Annotated in this window: 14 protein-coding genes; 10 read left to right on the top strand and 4 right to left on the bottom strand. The window is 63.3% G+C overall.

Going from position 1 to position 15,109, the window contains the following annotated elements; all coding sequences use genetic code 11:
- Window positions 1–31: 31 nt before the first annotated feature.
- The 5 genes from MF134_RS12915 (at window position 32) to MF134_RS12895 (ending at window position 2,284) form a co-directional block, all read left to right on the top strand.
- Window positions 32–652, top strand: coding sequence for a hypothetical protein (locus MF134_RS12915; RefSeq protein ID WP_255339877.1), 621 nt, complete (start codon window positions 32–34; stop codon window positions 650–652).
- A 140-nt stretch (window positions 653–792) separates the two neighbouring features.
- On the top strand, window positions 793–1,134 hold the full coding sequence (locus MF134_RS12910; RefSeq protein WP_255339876.1) for a hypothetical protein: 342 nt from the start codon (window positions 793–795) through the stop codon (window positions 1,132–1,134).
- 174 nt (window positions 1,135–1,308) lie between these two features.
- Window positions 1,309–1,455, top strand: a complete 147-nt coding sequence (locus MF134_RS12905; RefSeq protein ID WP_255339875.1) for a hypothetical protein — start codon at window positions 1,309–1,311, stop codon at window positions 1,453–1,455.
- Window positions 1,456–1,604: 149 nt separating this feature from the next.
- Complete coding sequence (locus tag MF134_RS12900; protein ID WP_255339874.1) at window positions 1,605–1,742, top strand: hypothetical protein; 138 nt, start codon at window positions 1,605–1,607, stop codon at window positions 1,740–1,742.
- Between the two features lie 68 nt (window positions 1,743–1,810).
- Entirely contained in the window at window positions 1,811–2,284 is a 474-nt protein-coding gene (locus MF134_RS12895) for a GNAT family N-acetyltransferase (protein ID WP_255339873.1), read from the top strand.
- A 42-nt stretch (window positions 2,285–2,326) separates the two neighbouring features.
- Here MF134_RS12895 and hemN read toward each other — a convergent pair whose 3' ends face one another.
- Entirely contained in the window at window positions 2,327–3,703 is a 1,377-nt protein-coding gene (gene hemN, locus MF134_RS12890) for an oxygen-independent coproporphyrinogen III oxidase (RefSeq protein ID WP_255339872.1), read from the bottom strand.
- Window positions 3,693–4,133 carry a hemerythrin domain-containing protein gene (locus tag MF134_RS12885; RefSeq protein WP_255339871.1) on the bottom strand — a complete coding sequence of 147 codons (441 nt, stop codon included), beginning with the start codon at window positions 4,131–4,133 and terminating at the stop codon, window positions 3,693–3,695. The genes hemN and MF134_RS12885 overlap by 11 nt, the downstream gene beginning before the upstream one ends.
- A 311-nt stretch (window positions 4,134–4,444) precedes the next feature.
- Here MF134_RS12885 and ccoN point away from each other — a divergent pair, with 311 nt between their 5' ends.
- The 5 genes from ccoN (at window position 4,445) to MF134_RS12860 (ending at window position 10,675) form a co-directional block, all read left to right on the top strand.
- The gene (ccoN, locus tag MF134_RS12880; RefSeq protein ID WP_255339870.1) at window positions 4,445–6,094 is read left to right on the top strand and encodes a cytochrome-c oxidase, cbb3-type subunit I; all 1,650 of its coding nucleotides are present in this window, start codon (window positions 4,445–4,447) and stop codon (window positions 6,092–6,094) included.
- An 11-nt stretch (window positions 6,095–6,105) separates the two neighbouring features.
- A complete protein-coding gene (ccoO, locus tag MF134_RS12875; RefSeq protein ID WP_255339869.1) occupies window positions 6,106–6,906 on the top strand; it encodes a cytochrome-c oxidase, cbb3-type subunit II in 801 nt (266 codons plus the stop codon).
- An 11-nt stretch (window positions 6,907–6,917) separates the two neighbouring features.
- A complete protein-coding gene (locus MF134_RS12870) occupies window positions 6,918–7,073 on the top strand; it encodes a cbb3-type cytochrome c oxidase subunit 3 (protein WP_255339868.1) in 156 nt (51 codons plus the stop codon).
- A 4-nt stretch (window positions 7,074–7,077) separates the two neighbouring features.
- Window positions 7,078–7,950 (top strand): cytochrome-c oxidase, cbb3-type subunit III, encoded by an 873-nt coding sequence (gene ccoP / locus MF134_RS12865; RefSeq protein ID WP_255339867.1) that lies wholly within the window; start codon window positions 7,078–7,080, stop codon window positions 7,948–7,950.
- A 400-nt stretch (window positions 7,951–8,350) separates the two neighbouring features.
- Window positions 8,351–10,675 (top strand): hypothetical protein, encoded by a 2,325-nt coding sequence (locus MF134_RS12860; protein ID WP_255339866.1) that lies wholly within the window; start codon window positions 8,351–8,353, stop codon window positions 10,673–10,675.
- A 199-nt stretch (window positions 10,676–10,874) separates the two neighbouring features.
- Here MF134_RS12860 and MF134_RS12855 read toward each other — a convergent pair whose 3' ends face one another.
- Together MF134_RS12855 and MF134_RS12850 are read right to left on the bottom strand one after the other, a co-directional pair.
- Complete coding sequence (locus MF134_RS12855; protein WP_255339865.1) at window positions 10,875–12,221, bottom strand: pilus assembly protein TadG-related protein; 1,347 nt, start codon at window positions 12,219–12,221, stop codon at window positions 10,875–10,877.
- Between the two features lie 138 nt (window positions 12,222–12,359).
- Window positions 12,360–15,095 carry an ATP-binding protein gene (locus tag MF134_RS12850; RefSeq protein ID WP_255339864.1) on the bottom strand — a complete coding sequence of 912 codons (2,736 nt, stop codon included), beginning with the start codon at window positions 15,093–15,095 and terminating at the stop codon, window positions 12,360–12,362.
- Window positions 15,096–15,109: the final 14 nt, after the last annotated feature.

Raw genomic sequence — 15,109 nt, 5'->3', positions numbered from 1 at the left:
AGGACGATTCGAGGCAAGAGGGGTTTTGCGCATGGGCGGGAACTGGCGGCGATCGGTGATCGGCATTCTCGTGGCGGTGACCGCCGCGATCGGGCTTTCGGCCGGTAGTATGGCGAGGGCGCAGACCGAAGATCTGAAGGACTGGCGCGCCGGGCCCAGCGACGATGCGGTCATGGAGATTGGCCAGCGCTTCGACTGTGTCGGTCCCGACTGTCCGACCGGCCTGTCCTGCCTCTACGCCCTGGGGCCGAACCGGCCGCCGGGCTCCTGGCCGGTGACCACGGAATTCATGCTCGACGAGGAGAAGATGCCGTGGTCGGACTTCGAATTCTGGTTGGTCGCGAAGGCAAAGGCTCTGCGCCCGGTGCTCGCCGACGATCCGCTGGTGCGCAGCGATCGCTTCGCGCGCCGTACGCCGGCGACGGCGGTCGATCTGGAGAGCGGCGAGTACGTCACCCGTAGCTACGGCATCGTGTCGAAGCGGAACAGCTACATGCTGCCGGCTTATTTCTGGACGGTGAAGGGCCGGTTGGCCGTCATGTTCTGCGTTCACGCCCCGTCCGTCGAGGTTGCCCGCCAGGCCAGACCGCAGATCGGTGCCCTGCTGCAATATCTTCGGCCTGAAGAATCCGAGGACGCCGACGAGTCCTGATCGATCTGCATGAGATCGGACTTGGGGGCTTGCCTGTCCGCGGCGGCCGCTTTGCGTTTTCTCGCAAGAGCTTGAAGATCGAGGGCGCAACTGGAGCCTCGTTCACCCGTTCCGACGGATGAACATGAGGAGATCAGCCAATGACGCTGCAGAGATTTTCGACCGCCAGCCTTCTTTGCGCCACGGCCTTCGCGCTGACGGCGGGCCTCGTTCCATCATCCGCGAGCGCTCAGGATTACCGCACCGGTGTGCGCGGCCAGGGCGTGATCCTTTCCGACCGGGAGCGGCGTGAGTCCTATTCGGTTCGGCTGCCGAACGGGCGTGTGGTCGAGCGGGCCGGCAACGGGGGGATCACCTGGCTGTTCGGCCTCGGTGACGTCTATGGCAAGGCTTCGGGCCTGCCCCTGGTCAATGGCGCGACGCCCTCCGTCCTTGCTTCGACCCCGTCGGGCGGGATCATTCCGGGCCAGGATCCGCGCTGAGGAGCGCCGCATTCGGGCTGCAGTCCGGTCAGGGATGAGCAGCTCGCGGTGAGCCTCAGCCAACTCCTTGAAGGGACGTCACGATTTCGTGTGAGCACCTGCAGCAACGATTTGCGAGTTCATCGTGTTGAACCGGCTTGTATGTCACACGTGAACGAAAAGAGTTGGTTCTCCATGAAATATTTCCTCGGCCTCAGCATGATCCTGTCGACCCTCGCATTCGCAGGCTGCGCCTCGAACAGCGAATTCGCTGCTGCCAATAGCACCGACACCGGAACCACGCCCTCCAACGGGATCATCGACGGCCAGACGCCCGAATAAGCCTGAAACTCTCTCTCGATCGATTGCCCGCCCGCCGGCCCCCAATGGGGAGGCGGGCGGGCTTTTCATATCGGCACGTGTCTTGAAAGTGCCATCTCGCCCCGCCAATCCCTCTCTCAGGTTCGCAGCGAACAGAAGGATGGACTTGCTTGGCGACATATATGAAAATCCTGATCTTTGGTCTCGCTACCGTTTTCCTCGGTGCCTGTGCATCGACGCCGCCGCACGATCCAGGCGGCAAATGGGCCAAGCAGGCCGAGATGATGGACAATTCCCTGTTCTATTGAGTCCTGGCGGTTGAAGGGTGCGGTCAGTCCGTGCAAGACCGCGCGGCCATGAACCTCCAAGACGTGTCATGGGAACGCTGATCGTGTCCGACTTCACCCTTCGCCCCAATGCCCCTTTCGACTTGGCACCACTCGCCAGGCTTCTCGACAAGGAAGAGGATCTGGCGCTGGTCAATCCCAGCGCCAAGCATCCCTTCGATCCGTTGGAATGGCAGGAGAAGTGGCTGAACGAGCCGGACGATGCGTCTTTCTACCTTGTCGACGCGGATGGGAAGGAGGTTGGCTTCTTCGCCCTGCGTGTCGGGATCGGTCCCGAAGTGCGCCATCTCGTCTACGTCTTCGTGGAGGAAGAGTCCCGTGGCGGGGCGGGTAAGGAACTCGCCGCCCTCGCCGAACAGGCCGCCCGGGATCTCGGCGCCATCTCGATCACCCTGAAGGTCGAACTCGACAACGAGCCGGCACTCGCGGTCTACCAGGCTGCTGGCTACGAGGAACTCGGCCGCTCGGGCGGCATGGCGACCATGCGCCGTGACTGGGGATAGGCGCCTGCCCGGCGTATCGCAGCGATTGCCGGGCGCGGGCCGTCAGACAGCCTTCGAGTAACGCGCCGCCTTGGCCGCCAGATGCGCGTCGAACCAGGAGGCCACCACCCGCGTATAGGGCTTGGCTTCCGGCCGGATGACGAAGCGGTCATTCTCGATCGCCACGAGGCCCAGACTGTCGGTTGCGGCGTGACGTCGCGCCTCCCGGATATAGGAAGTGGCGTCTGCGCCGAACTGACGCTTCAACTCGGCGAAATCCAGCGCAAAATCGCACATGAGCCGGGCAATGATATGCCCGCGGATGCGGTCGTCTGGGGTCAGGGCATAGCCCCGGTCGCCGGTCGTCAAGCCGGCTTTGACCGCCTCGCGATAATTCGCCGTCGGCACGATGTTCTGGACGAAGCCGCCGGGAAACTGGCTGATCGCCGAGGCGCCGAAACCGATCAGCGCGCTGCAGCGGTCGGTCGTGTAGCCCTGGAAGTTGCGTGCCAGTTGGCCGCAGCGCGCCGACTTGGCCAGCCGGTCGCCGTGGCGGGCGAAATGATCGATCCCTATGGGCTCGTAGCCGGCTCGCTGGAACGCCTCGGCGGCGCGCGCCGCATCCGCGAGCCGGGCCTTTGAATCCGGCAGATCCTCCTCGCGGATCATCGTCTGGTGCTTCTTGGCCCAGGGCACATGCGCATAGCCGAACAGGGCCACGCGGTCCGGCGCCATGGAGATCACCTTGTCGACGGTTCGGTCGAGCCGTTCGGGCGTCTGCAGGGGCAGACCATAGAGCACGTCGATATTGATGCTGCACAGTCCGGAGGAACGGAGTTCCTCGACCACGTCGCGCGTCTGTTCGAAGGTCTGCGGCCGGTTGATCGCAGCCTGAACGGCAGGGTCGAAATCCTGGACACCGATGGACGCGCGGTTCATTTCGAGCGCCCGCAACCCGGTCAGCGTGTCTGCCGTCACATCCGACGGATCGATCTCGACACTGATCTCGGCATCCGCCGCAAAGTCGAAGGCCGCGCGCAGGGCTTCGTTCAGGCGGAAGAGATCTTCCTTGCGCAACAGGCTCGGCGAACCGCCGCCCAGATGCAGCGCACCGAGCAGCGGAGAGAATCCGATCTCTGAGCGTGTGGCCGCGATCTCGGCGATCAGCGTGTCGACATAGGTGGCGACCGGCTCGTAGCGCCGGGTCTGCTTGGTGTGACAGCCGCAAAACCAGCAGAGCTTATCGCAATAGGGAATGTGCAGATAGACCGAGACCGGGTCGTGCGGCACGAGGCCGTCGAAGAGGGCCTGTTTCAGCGCAGGCCCGGCATCGGCCGAAAAATGCGGTGCCGGCGGATAGCTTGTATAGCGGGGAATCTGCGCCCCATAGCGGTTCAGGACGGCGCGATAGTCGATCGTGACCGGCGCTTCACCGCTCATTGCTACGGTCCAGTTCTGCAATCAGGGGAACGACATGTTCTTCCTCGAAGGCGAGATGGCGTCGCAGCCCTTCGAAGAAGCCACGCAGCATGTAGCCGAGCGCTTCGGCATCCGAGCTTTCCCCGCGACGGACATAGTCGGTCAGCTTCTCGCAGAGCTCGTCGGCAAAACTCTCGTCTTCCCAGTGCTCGTAATGGAGCCGCTGAAGCGTGCCGAAGAGTTCCGGCCGCTTCTCGAAATGCTGGCTCAGGAGCGGGAAGATGGTGTTTTCCTCGAAATGATGAGCCTTGCGGATGGTCGCCCCGATGGAGCGCGCCACGTGCAGCGTGTGCTGCGTATCCAGATTGTCCGGCAATGCGTCGGCGATCGCTTCCAGCGAGCGGCACAGTTCCCGCTGACAGGCGAGTTGCCGGCGAAGCAGCGCCGTCACGCTCAAGTCCGGAGCGACGGCGCTGGCGGAGACTGGCGGCGCTGGCCGTTTCGCTGCAGGATGTATGACGACGACCGCGCCATCATCGTGTTCTCGGCGATCTTCCGATGGGAATTGAGGAAGGAACGTCATGAAACGGCTCCGGCTGGAAAGGGATGATTGCGACTTCTAGCCCCGTCTTGCCCGGCATCACCTTGATCCAAGTCAAAGCGCATTTGCCCAAAAGCTGACACTTCAGCGCCCAATCCCCGCCGATTTCGGACGGCCCGACGGCCGCCTCCGAGCGGCGGTTATTGGAGGGTGGCAAGACAATGAAGCATACGACCGTGACGGTGTTCATCGGTCTGGCCGCGTTCCTGGCGTTGCTAAGCGCCGGCTTCGCGGCAGACGATTCCTTCAGAGCGCATTCCTATGTGCTCTTCTTCGTGCTGGTTATGGCAACGATCGTGCTCATGCGGCAGATCGATTTTTCCGGCGACAAGATGATTCCGCTCCGCGCCAATGGCGGGGGTACGGCTGGCACTGCCGATACGGTCGCGTATCAGGACGATGTCGTGCGCTACGGCGCCATCGCGACGATGTTCTGGGGCGTGGTCGGCTTTCTTGTCGGCGTCGTCGCGGCCTCGCAGCTCGCTTGGCCCGATCTCAACATCGAGCCCTGGTTCAATTTCGGCCGGGTGCGCCCGCTGCATACGTCGGCGGTGATCTTCGCCTTCGGCGGCAACGCGCTGCTCGCCACCTCCTTCTACGTCGTCCAGCGCACATGCCGCGCCCGCCTGTGGGGCGGTGATCTCGCCTGGTTCGTCTTCTGGGGCTACCAGCTCTTCATCGTGCTGGCCGCGACGGGCTACCTCCTCGGCATCACCGATGGCCGCGAATATGCGGAGCCCGAATGGTATGTCGATCTGTGGCTGACAATCGTCTGGGTCGCCTATCTGGCGGTCTTCGTGGGCACGCTGGTGAAGCGCAAGGAACCCCACATCTACGTCGCCAACTGGTTCTACCTCGCCTTCATCGTGACCATCGCGATGCTGCATGTCGTCAACAATCTGGCGATGCCGGTCTCCTTCCTGGGCTCCAAGAGCTATTCGGCCTTCGCCGGCGTTCAGGATGCGCTGACCCAGTGGTGGTACGGCCATAACGCGGTCGGCTTCTTCCTCACCGCCGGCTTCCTCGGCATGATGTACTACTTCATCCCGAAGCAGGCGAACCGTCCGGTCTACTCTTACCGTCTGTCGATCATCCACTTCTGGGCGCTGATCTTCCTCTACATCTGGGCCGGTCCCCACCACCTCCACTACACCGCGCTGCCCGACTGGGCGCAGACGCTCGGCATGGTGTTCTCGGTGATGCTGTGGATGCCCTCCTGGGGCGGCATGATCAACGGCCTGATGACGCTCTCGGGCGCCTGGGACAAGCTCCGCACCGACCCGATCCTGCGCATGATGGTGATCTCCGTCGCCTTCTACGGCATGTCGACCTTCGAAGGCCCGATGATGTCCATCAAGGCGGTCAATTCGCTGAGCCACTACACCGACTGGACCATCGGACACGTCCATTCCGGCGCGCTCGGCTGGGTCGGCATGATCTCCTTCGGTGCGGTCTATCACCTTGTTCCGAAGCTCTGGAACCGGGAGCGGCTCTACAGCCTGCGCATGGTCAACTGGCACTTCTGGCTGGCGACTCTCGGCATCGTGGTCTACGCGGCCGTGATGTGGGTCTCGGGCATCATGCAGGGCCTGATGTGGCGCGAATACGGTGAGGACGGCTATCTGGTCTACTCCTTCGCCGAGACCGTCTCCGCCATGCATCCCTATTATGTGCTGCGCACCTTCGGCGGTGTTCTCTACCTCCTCGGCGCGCTGGTGATGGCCTTCAACATCTACAAGACGATCCGCGGCGATCTGCGCCGCGAGGTCCCGATGGGCGGCGGTGCGCCGGTCGCCCAGGCTGCCGGCTAAGGGGGAACACCATGACCAAGGACAATCAGGACCCGGCCCTCAAAGGCGCGCGGCCCGAACTCAAGGCAGACCCGGTGGCGAGGGGCATCCTCGCCAACCACTCCAAGATCGAGAAGAACGTCACGCTGCTTCTCGTCCTGTCGCTGATCACGGTGATGATCGGCGGCATCGTGGAGATCGCGCCGCTCTTCTATCTCGAGAACACGATCGAGAAGGTGAAGGGCATGCGGCCCTACTCGCCGCTGGAGCTGGCGGGCCGCAACATCTACATCCGCGAGGGCTGCTATGTCTGCCACTCGCAGATGATCCGGCCCTTCCGCGACGAGGTGGAGCGCTACGGGCACTACTCGCTCGCCGCCGAATCCATGTACGACCATCCCTTCCAGTGGGGATCGAAGCGCACCGGTCCGGATCTCGCCCGTGTCGGCGGCCGCTATTCCAACGACTGGCATGTGGAGCACCTGAAGGCGCCGCGCTCGGTCGTGCCGGAATCGATCATGCCGTCCTACGCCTTCCTGGCATCGACGGAACTGGAGATGGACAACCCCTCCGGCCATCTCCTCGCCAACCGCACGGTCGGCGTGCCCTACACCGACGAGATGGTCGAGAACGCCCGGAACGACCTCCTCGTCCAGGCCGCGGCCGACGGTGACACGGAGGCGCTGCTCGCGCGCTATCCGAAGGCCGTCGTCGGCGATTTCGACGGTGATCCGACGCGGCTGACCGAGATGGATGCGCTCGTCGCCTATCTCCAGATGCTCGGCACGCTGGTCGATTTCTCGGCCTATGACCCGCAAGAAAACGATCGCTGAGGGAGGCGAAGATGGAATTCGACTACCACTCCATGCGCACCTTCGCGGACTCCTGGGGTCTCCTGGCGATGACCCTGTTCTTCATCGGCGTCGTCCTGTGGGTCCTCAGACCCGGCGCGCGCCGGGCGGCCGACGACGCGGCCGCCATTCCCTTCAAAGAGGATTGAGCCAATGGCCGAGCATAAGGAAGTCGACGCGGTCAGCGGCGTCGAGACGACGGGCCACAGCTGGGACGGCATCAAGGAACTGAACAATCCGCTGCCGCGCTGGTGGCTGTGGACCTTTTACGCCACGATCCTGTTCTCGCTGATCTACGTGATCCTCTATCCGGCGATCCCGCTGATCAACTCGGCGACCGAGGGCGTTCTCGGCTGGTCGAGCCGGGCCGAGCTCCGGGAAGACATCGCCCGGGCCGACATGATGAATGTCGACCGGATCACCCAGATCCAGACCTCGGCGGTCACCAAGATCGTCGCCGATCCGGACTTAAGAAGCTTCGCCATCGGCGCCGGGCGCGCGGCCTTCAAGGTCAACTGCGTCCAGTGCCACGGTTCGGGCGCCCAGGGCGGGCCGGGCTATCCCAACCTCAACGACGACGCCTGGATCTGGGGCGGCGACCCGGAGGCGATCTACACGACGATCATGCACGGCATCCGCTTCCACGGCGACGACGACACCCGCGTGTCGGACATGCCGGCCTTCGGCGCCGACGGCCTTCTGGAGCGCGAGCAGATCAGCGACGTCGCCGAATATGTCCTGTCCCTGTCGGACCGGGCGGGCGACGCGGAAGCGGCGGAGCGCGGGGCGAGCGTCTATGCCGAGAACTGCGCCTTCTGCCATGGCGAGAACGGCGGCGGCATGAACGAGGTCGGCGCGCCGAACATCTCCGACGCGATCTGGCTCTATGGCGGCGACAAGGCCGACATCGTCGCCCAGGTGACCGCACCGCGCCACGGCGAGATGCCCGCCTGGGGCGACCGGCTCGGCGAGACGACGGTCAAGGAACTCGCCGTCTACGTCCACAGCCTCGGCGGCGGCGAATAACGCCCCATTCGCTGCATCGACGGCTTACGGCAACAGACCCCGGACGGCAGCGTCCGGGGTCTGTTGGTGTTGGGGGGAGTGGCAGGTTGGCGCCCATTCAAGCCGTTGCTACAGATCAGCCAACTCCTCCAAAGCGGACGCTACCCGTCGCTAAGGCAACGTTGTAAGTGCGTGGATTCTCGACCGTCTACTGTTGGAAAACTCGCTAAGAAGTAGACATTTCAAGTCCGCATTCCTGGGGCGAGGGGCGGAGCTTTTCTCGTGCCTGCGTTCAAACAACACGTATCATTCCACTCTTCATGGAAAGACGTGCCCAATTGTGCCCTATTCGCGTTCCTTGCTGCGACACCTGATGTAGAGGGAGGCAATGCGATCTGAGCGTCCGACAAAAAAGGGCAAGATGATCTGGAAGAGGTTACGAGTCGGTTTCCGCTTGGCGTCGCAAAGATTCAAAAAGAAAGCTCGGCGGGCGTTAATAAGATTAGCCCGTCTCAGGGCAATGCTTTGGCAGTGGCTATATGGCGCCCGCTACACGTATCTGCTCTGGCAGAAGCGGCATGGCCCGTTAGCGATGGCCATCTTGCTACTGGCGTTGATCAGCATAAGCGCGTTCTGGATTCCGGCGCTTCAAGGGATACTCGAACCTTGTTTCTCGACCGAAGCACGACTCGCATTGTTGCGGTCGCTCTTGCTTGCCGTTGGCGGCCCGCTGATCGGAGCGGCGGCCATCGTTTCGTCGCTCGTGCTGTTCGCGATGCAGGTCAATATTGAGAGGATGCCGCACGGCCTGTTCCGCAGACTCAGCGCTGATCGAAGGCTTCTAAGCGCGTTTGCGGCGACGTTTCTTTTCGCGGTGGCAATTACCGGCCTGTCGCTTGTCCTAGAGCCAAAGCGGGTCGGCGTCGTCGTGTTTGCGGCTTTCTGGGCCACCGCGATTATCCTCGGGCTGTTTCTCTACGGCTACTGTCGCGCGCTGATTCTGGTGAACCCGGTGCGACAACTCGGCATGATCGTTCAGCGGACGCAACGCGAGCTGCGAGCGTGGGCGAGACGAGCGGAACGTGCGGACCCGCTGTTGTCGGATGGCAGCCGACCGCTTCAGACCGATCCCTACTCCCCCCAACATGACCTGGCGCGCACCAAGTATTTTCAGGTCAATCGTGGCTGGACGGACGGGGCGCAGCAGAGCGTTCGCTATTCCGTGTCGTTCGCGCGCCGCTATGCCGAGCAAGGTGACCATGAGGTCAGCGCTGTGGCGATGAACGCGATCATCAGGATCAACGCTTCGTATGTTGACGCGAAGGGAAAGACTTTCTTCGCCAACCAGCTGATTTTTGATAACCCGCTCACCACGGATGATTTCATCAATAATACGCTTGAGCATCTACGGCAGACGGCGCGTATAGCGATCAAGCGCGGCGATGAACAGCAGATCGAACAAACGCTGCAGGCTATGGCCGAACTCGTCCGAGTGTACCTCGCAATCGATTATGCCAGCCCGCATGCGTCGAAGACCCACGCGCATCTCGCGGCAGGATACCTCACTGCAGACGTCGAGCGCCTTTTGCCACACAACATGCCAGACGTACTCATGGAAGGCGTGCGGCTGATGGGGCAATGCGCCGACATGCTGCTCGCAGTGCAAGGCCCGCAGGGCATCACGGCTCTGGTGCAGAAGATCGGCATCATTTCATGCGCCGGGGTGGCGCGCAAGGATTTCCGACCCGTCACGTCCACCGGGGTTGAACAGCTCGCGTGCCTAAGCTTCGAGCTGTTGCGGACAAAGTCGCGGAAAGTCCAGTTCGCGGCGCGGGACATCCGCAGCAGCATGAAGCTGATCGCCAAGCTGTTCATGGCCCTGCCGGACGCACCGTTGATGAGCGTCCACAGCACCTATCTTGCGCCCTACTACTCAGTCACGAGCGCACAAGGGCTCGCGGCGCGGCTTTCCCAACTGGTCAACGCCGTCGCGGATGCGCCGGCGGACGATGTGAACGCCCAGCAGGTTATCGCCAATCTCGGGGAATGGGCGGATGGGATGTATCAGACTGAGAAGGACCTTCTCCTTCATGCCATCGAAAAACGATCGCAATTCACGTCCGACATGATTCACTGGATCACGGCGGTTACCTCGATGCTGATCGCTGTGTCGAACACCTCCCCTTGTGACGAGCATAGACAGCAGGAACTGCGCAAACACGCGGCTTGGCTGATCGCGGTCTTGTCTTGGGTGCCCGACGACGAAGAGACCGTGAAGTTCGTCGAGAATTTCCAGATGACCGAAATACTGTTTGAAGCGGCGGTGGATGCGCACAAGTACGGGTGTCCAAAGCTTGGGAACGACATTGGTAACATGCTGTTGTCGTGGACATTCAAAGCAGGCCGACATCAAACTGGCTGGGCGATACTGGAACGGGGAGTCTACGCACTCGTGACACTCACGCTTCTTGGGGACGAGAGTATTTCGGAGGCTTGGCTTAAGGCAGAAATAAGCGCGCGGATGACGGCAGGAGGTTTACCTTCCAAAGAGCTTCGTGATGACGCGGCTTTGGAGATCCGCGGGCGCGCCGCCTCAGTTTTCCAAGCCGATCATTGGTCGTCATCGACAATTGAGAACAGTATGGCGCAGGCAGACAGCGCTAAACTGCGGCCGCTCCTCGAAGAAATTGCGGACCTGATTTCGCCTGAGACAAAAGGCGAAGTCGCGAGCCACTGGCCTTTCTGAAGGTGGCTTCGAACCAATCGCCCAAACTCCCCTTCACACCGGGTATCCAGTTCCGATTCCGTTACGTTCTTTCGCGTCCGCAATGGGATCGAGTGCGGAACGGCAGCTTCTCAGTTCCACCGCTCCAGAGCCGTCAGTCCGCTTTCGGCCCATCTCTGCCAATCGGCGGTTCAAGCACAGACGCAACCGACTTTAACCCTCACCGCGTCAGCGCAATATTCCGCCCCACCGGGCCGACGCCGGCCGGGACGGGGACGGTTGAGCCTTCATAGTCGGTGTTGAGGACGAGCTTCACGCCGGCGGTGACCTCGACCGCCTTTGCCACGATCGCCGTCCATTCGGAAATCTGGCCGACCTCCGAATCGCAGCCGAACAGGCCTTCGACCACGCCGGTCACCGGGTCGGGGTCGCATACGCCGTCGCCGTTCTTGTCGCCGCCGATGGTGAGCGTGTCTTCGGGCATGTAGATCGTGCCGACCATCTTGCGGGCGTTGTGGCTTTCGATCCGGAACTTGCGGTCCTTGTCCGTGTCCCGGTCGGCATAGATCAGGATGCCGGCCATGGCGCCGGTCTGGGAGGCCGACAGGGCGATCTCGGTGTCGTTCTTGACCTGCAGGCCCGCCTTCTTGCCGAGGAAGACCAGGCTGACGCCCTCGCCGGTGAGCGTCGCGCCCTTCTCGACCCGCAGCGACCCGTTCCAGAAGGTGTAGGTGCCGGGCAGAAGCACGACGTCCGAGGTGCCCGACAGCTTGATGTCGCCGCAATAGATGCCGGGATAAAGGTTCTTGTTGGTGTCCTTGATCGTCAGCTTCTCATGGTCGCAATGGGTCGGCGTCTCGGCGACGCGGGAGACAAGCGGGTCCTTCACCGCCGGACAGTCGGTCAGCGGCATCGGCTCGTAATTGGTGAAGAGACCGAAATAGCCGCCTGCCGAGCATGTCAGTTCGCTGGAAAGCTTCGCGAGCTGGGTGACCGACACGCCGATCGTGGCGACGGAATTGGAATAGACCGCGCAGGTGTCGGCCAGGATCTGCGCATCGCCGGACATGTCGACGATCTTGTTGCCGGTTTCGGCGAGCGCGATCATGCAGATCCGCCCGCCGCCCGAGACCCGCGCCGTCGCCAGCGCGCTGGTGCGGCCGAACATCTCGTCGAACCCCATGATCGGGAAGGCTAGATCGACATCCATCGAGAGTTCGACGGTCACCTCGTTCAGGACCCCGGCCTTCGCCGCCGTGTCCTGTTGCGGTCTTCCGAAGGAGACCTCAGTCGTGACGTCCGCCGGATCGACGTTGAGGTTCACCGCCACCATGGTTTCGATCGTGCGCTGGAGAAGCTCGGGCTTGGTGTTCGCCAGATAGAGCTCGCGCGCCGCGGCGAGCGCCGCCCCGTCGGCCGCCGACTGCAGGCGGGTCTGGGTGGCGAAGGCCAGCGAATAGTTCACCCCGCCGCCGGCGACGAGCAGCAACACCGGCATCACCAGCGCGGTGATGAGCGCGAAGTTGCCATTTCGGCACGCCAGGAATGATCGAAGTTTGGCCAGCATCCAGAAGTCTCGTTTCAGACTTCCGATTGTCGCCCGATTTCATAAAAGCCCAGCTAATAGAGACGTTTAAGAAGAGCTTAGCACAGAGGATAGAAAGCGCCCGAACACTGCATCGTGCAGCGGCGTTCACGGCCCTGCTCAACCGTTGATCACCTCCGCAGGCGGCGGCGGGATCAGGGCGCAGAGCTGGCGTTCCGACTCCGCGAGGACAATGCGGAGGTCTTCGTACAGCGCCGGGGGGACCTCTTGCGCTGCCTTGGCGCGCTCCTCGATGACTTCGCAGATCGCCGCCGCGCGACCGGCACCGGCGCTCCGGCACATGGATTTCAGCGCATGGGCGAGACGGGCGGTCTCGGCCGCGTCGCCCTCATGGCCGGTCAGATCGGCGAATGCGGTCGGAGCGTTGTTCCGGAAAAGGCCGACGATCCGTTCCAGAAAGGCCGATCCGTTCTGCTCGGCGAGCATCTGCAGCATGTCCACCGTCTCGGCTTCGAGGATCGGCACGTCCTGCCATTCGGCCGGCGCCGCTTCGGCCGCCCCTGCCGGCGTGTCGGCCGCCTCTTCGGCCGGAAGCGAGGCATCCGGCCGGGCGGTATCCTGCAGCACCTCTTCGATCTCGGAGATGGTGAAGGGCTTGGTCAGATAGGCGTCCATTCCGGCCGCCCGCCATCCGGCGGCATCCGTGTCCTGGCCGTGGGCCGTCAGCGCGACGATGCGCGAGCGCGGGCGTTCGAGCCGCGCCTCCGTCGCCCTGATCCGGCGCGTGGCCTCGTAGCCGTCCATCTCCGGCATCGAGCAATCCATGAAGACGACGTCATAGGCGGCGTTCTCGATCATCGTCAGCGCGGTCATGCCGCTTTCGGCAAGGTCCGGCGCGACCGAGAAGCTGGCGAGCGCTTCCTTCAGCACTTCGCGATTGACCAGCCCGTCATCCACGACGAGCACGCGCAGATCGGCATATCGCGCCCCGGATGTCTCGGCAGGCCCGGCCTCGGCTTCACCGTTGCGAAGCGGCGCGAAGTCCCGCTCCTGGATGCAGCGGGCCAGCGTGTCGATCTCGGCGCGTCGAAGCGGCAGCGCGATCTCGCCGGCATGGCCCTTGCCGGAAACCGTTTCGCCGGCCTCAAGCAGCAGGATGACGGGTCGTGTCGGATCGGCGGCGGCGAGTTCGCTGGTCGCCCTCGCGAGGACGACATCGACGCCGGAGTCGCTCTCGTCATCGGCGTCAACGATGCGGGCGCCGCGTTCGGAAAGAACCGTCGCGGTGGCCGCCCGGGTGATGGGATCGTCATCGAGAAGATGCACCGAGTGTCCCGCGAGCGAGGCCGGGGCAGGGGCCGCCCGCGTCACGGCGAACTCGATCTCGACGCTGAAGCACGACCCGACCCCTTCCTCGCTCGTCGCCCGGATAGTCCCGCCCATCGCCTCGACCAGCTGCTTGGAAATGGCGAGGCCAAGCCCCGTGCCGCCGAACTTGCGGGTGATCGTCGCATCCGCCTGGGCGAACCGGCTGAACAGCCCGTCCAGCTTGTCCGCCGCAATGCCGATGCCCGTGTCCCGCACGAAGAAGCCCAGCCGCTGCTTCGCGCCGTCGGCGCTTCTGCCAAGGCAGCGCAATTCGACCGTCACGCCGCCGGTCTCGGTGAATTTCAGGGCGTTGTTGACCAGATTGGTCAGGACCTGGCTGATGCGGACCGGGTCTCCGAGAACCTCGCCCGGCACGTCGGAGCCGACCACGAGCCCGATCGACAGCGACTTCTCCCGCGCCCGTTCGGCGAACAGGCTCGCCACGTCTTCCGCAAGCGTGTCCAGCGACAGCGGGATCGATTCGAGGTCGAGCCGTCCGGATTCGATCTTGGACAGGTCCAGAATGTCGTTGAGAATGTTCAGCATGCCGCGCCCGGAGCGCAGGATGATCTGGGCATAGCGGTTCGGCTGTTCCGGCAGCCGCGCCTTCGACAGCATTTCGGCCATGACCAGCATGCCGTTCATCGGCGTGCGGATCTCGTGGCTGACGGTTGCCAGGAACTCGGATTTCGCCGCATTCGCCTGCTCGGCCTCCTCCTTGGCGGCGCGCATTTCGGCGGTTCGTTCGAGAACCGTCTCCTCCAGCGTCTCGCGGTGTTTCTGCAGAAGATGATCGCGCTCTTCGATCTTCGAGAACATGGTGTTGAAGGCGTCGGTCAGCACGCCGACCTCGTCATTCGAGGTCGAAACCAGGCGTTTGGACAGATCGGACCGCCGACCGATATCGGCGAATTCGCCCGCCAGGCTACGGAGCGGCCGCACGATCCGGCCGATCAGCCACCAGGCGGCCATGAGCGCCACCACCAGCACGCTCAGGCCGAACGCCACGGCGATCAGCAGGCGGGTCAAGAAGCGGTCTCTCAGCCAGGCGACGTCGGCATGGATCGAAAGCCAGCCGACGATCTCGCCACCATTGCGAACCTCGACCCGGTCGGTGATCGTATCGGCGAAGAACATCGCCAGAGGGCCACCTTCGCCGAGTTCACGATTGGAGCTGACCAGGGACTCCGCCGTGCCGATCTCGGCGAGCATCCGGCCATCGGCGGTGGTCACGTCGGCGTAGCCGACATGGGACAGGCCGCGGATCCCGCGGATGACTTCGAGGACGCCGCGTCGGTCCCCGGATTCGACGGCCTGCGACGACGCTGCGGCGAAGGCCGAGGCCGAACTGCGCAATCGGCTGCGTTCGGCGTCCACGGTCTGATGAAAGTCCTGGACGAGGAAGAATCCGATCGTGCAGGCGACGGCGCTGATGACGGCAAGCACCAGGACGAGCGAAAGGCGAAAGCCGAGCGTGCGCCAGGGCTGAAGTCGCTTGACCGGGGCAATCGCTGGGTGGGCCGGCATTCGAAAGGGTCCGC

This window comes from Jiella marina (genome assembly GCF_024359545.1).
In the GTDB taxonomy this organism is placed as follows: Bacteria; Pseudomonadota; Alphaproteobacteria; order Rhizobiales; family Rhizobiaceae; genus Jiella.
Note: the sequence above shows the minus strand (reverse complement) of the source record. Positions and strands in the feature narration are given on the sequence as shown.

What these genes read in the sequence shown, in the direction of transcription:
- MF134_RS12915 (WP_255339877.1), top strand. Translation starts at nt 32, where the DNA reads ATGGGCGGGAACTGGCGGCGATCGGTGATCGGCATTCTCGTGGCGGTG.
- MF134_RS12910 (WP_255339876.1), top strand. Translation starts at nt 793, where the DNA reads ATGACGCTGCAGAGATTTTCGACCGCCAGCCTTCTTTGCGCCACGGCC.
- MF134_RS12905 (WP_255339875.1), top strand. Translation starts at nt 1,309, where the DNA reads ATGAAATATTTCCTCGGCCTCAGCATGATCCTGTCGACCCTCGCATTC.
- MF134_RS12895 (WP_255339873.1), top strand. Translation starts at nt 1,811, where the DNA reads ATGGGAACGCTGATCGTGTCCGACTTCACCCTTCGCCCCAATGCCCCT.
- hemN (WP_255339872.1), bottom strand. Translation starts at nt 3,703, where the DNA reads ATGAGCGGTGAAGCGCCGGTCACGATCGACTATCGCGCCGTCCTGAAC.
- ccoN (WP_255339870.1), top strand. Translation starts at nt 4,445, where the DNA reads ATGAAGCATACGACCGTGACGGTGTTCATCGGTCTGGCCGCGTTCCTG.
- ccoO (WP_255339869.1), top strand. Translation starts at nt 6,106, where the DNA reads ATGACCAAGGACAATCAGGACCCGGCCCTCAAAGGCGCGCGGCCCGAA.
- MF134_RS12870 (WP_255339868.1), top strand. Translation starts at nt 6,918, where the DNA reads ATGGAATTCGACTACCACTCCATGCGCACCTTCGCGGACTCCTGGGGT.
- ccoP (WP_255339867.1), top strand. Translation starts at nt 7,078, where the DNA reads ATGGCCGAGCATAAGGAAGTCGACGCGGTCAGCGGCGTCGAGACGACG.
- MF134_RS12860 (WP_255339866.1), top strand. Translation starts at nt 8,351, where the DNA reads ATGATCTGGAAGAGGTTACGAGTCGGTTTCCGCTTGGCGTCGCAAAGA.
- MF134_RS12855 (WP_255339865.1), bottom strand. Translation starts at nt 12,221, where the DNA reads ATGCTGGCCAAACTTCGATCATTCCTGGCGTGCCGAAATGGCAACTTC.
- MF134_RS12850 (WP_255339864.1), bottom strand. Translation starts at nt 15,095, where the DNA reads ATGCCGGCCCACCCAGCGATTGCCCCGGTCAAGCGACTTCAGCCCTGG.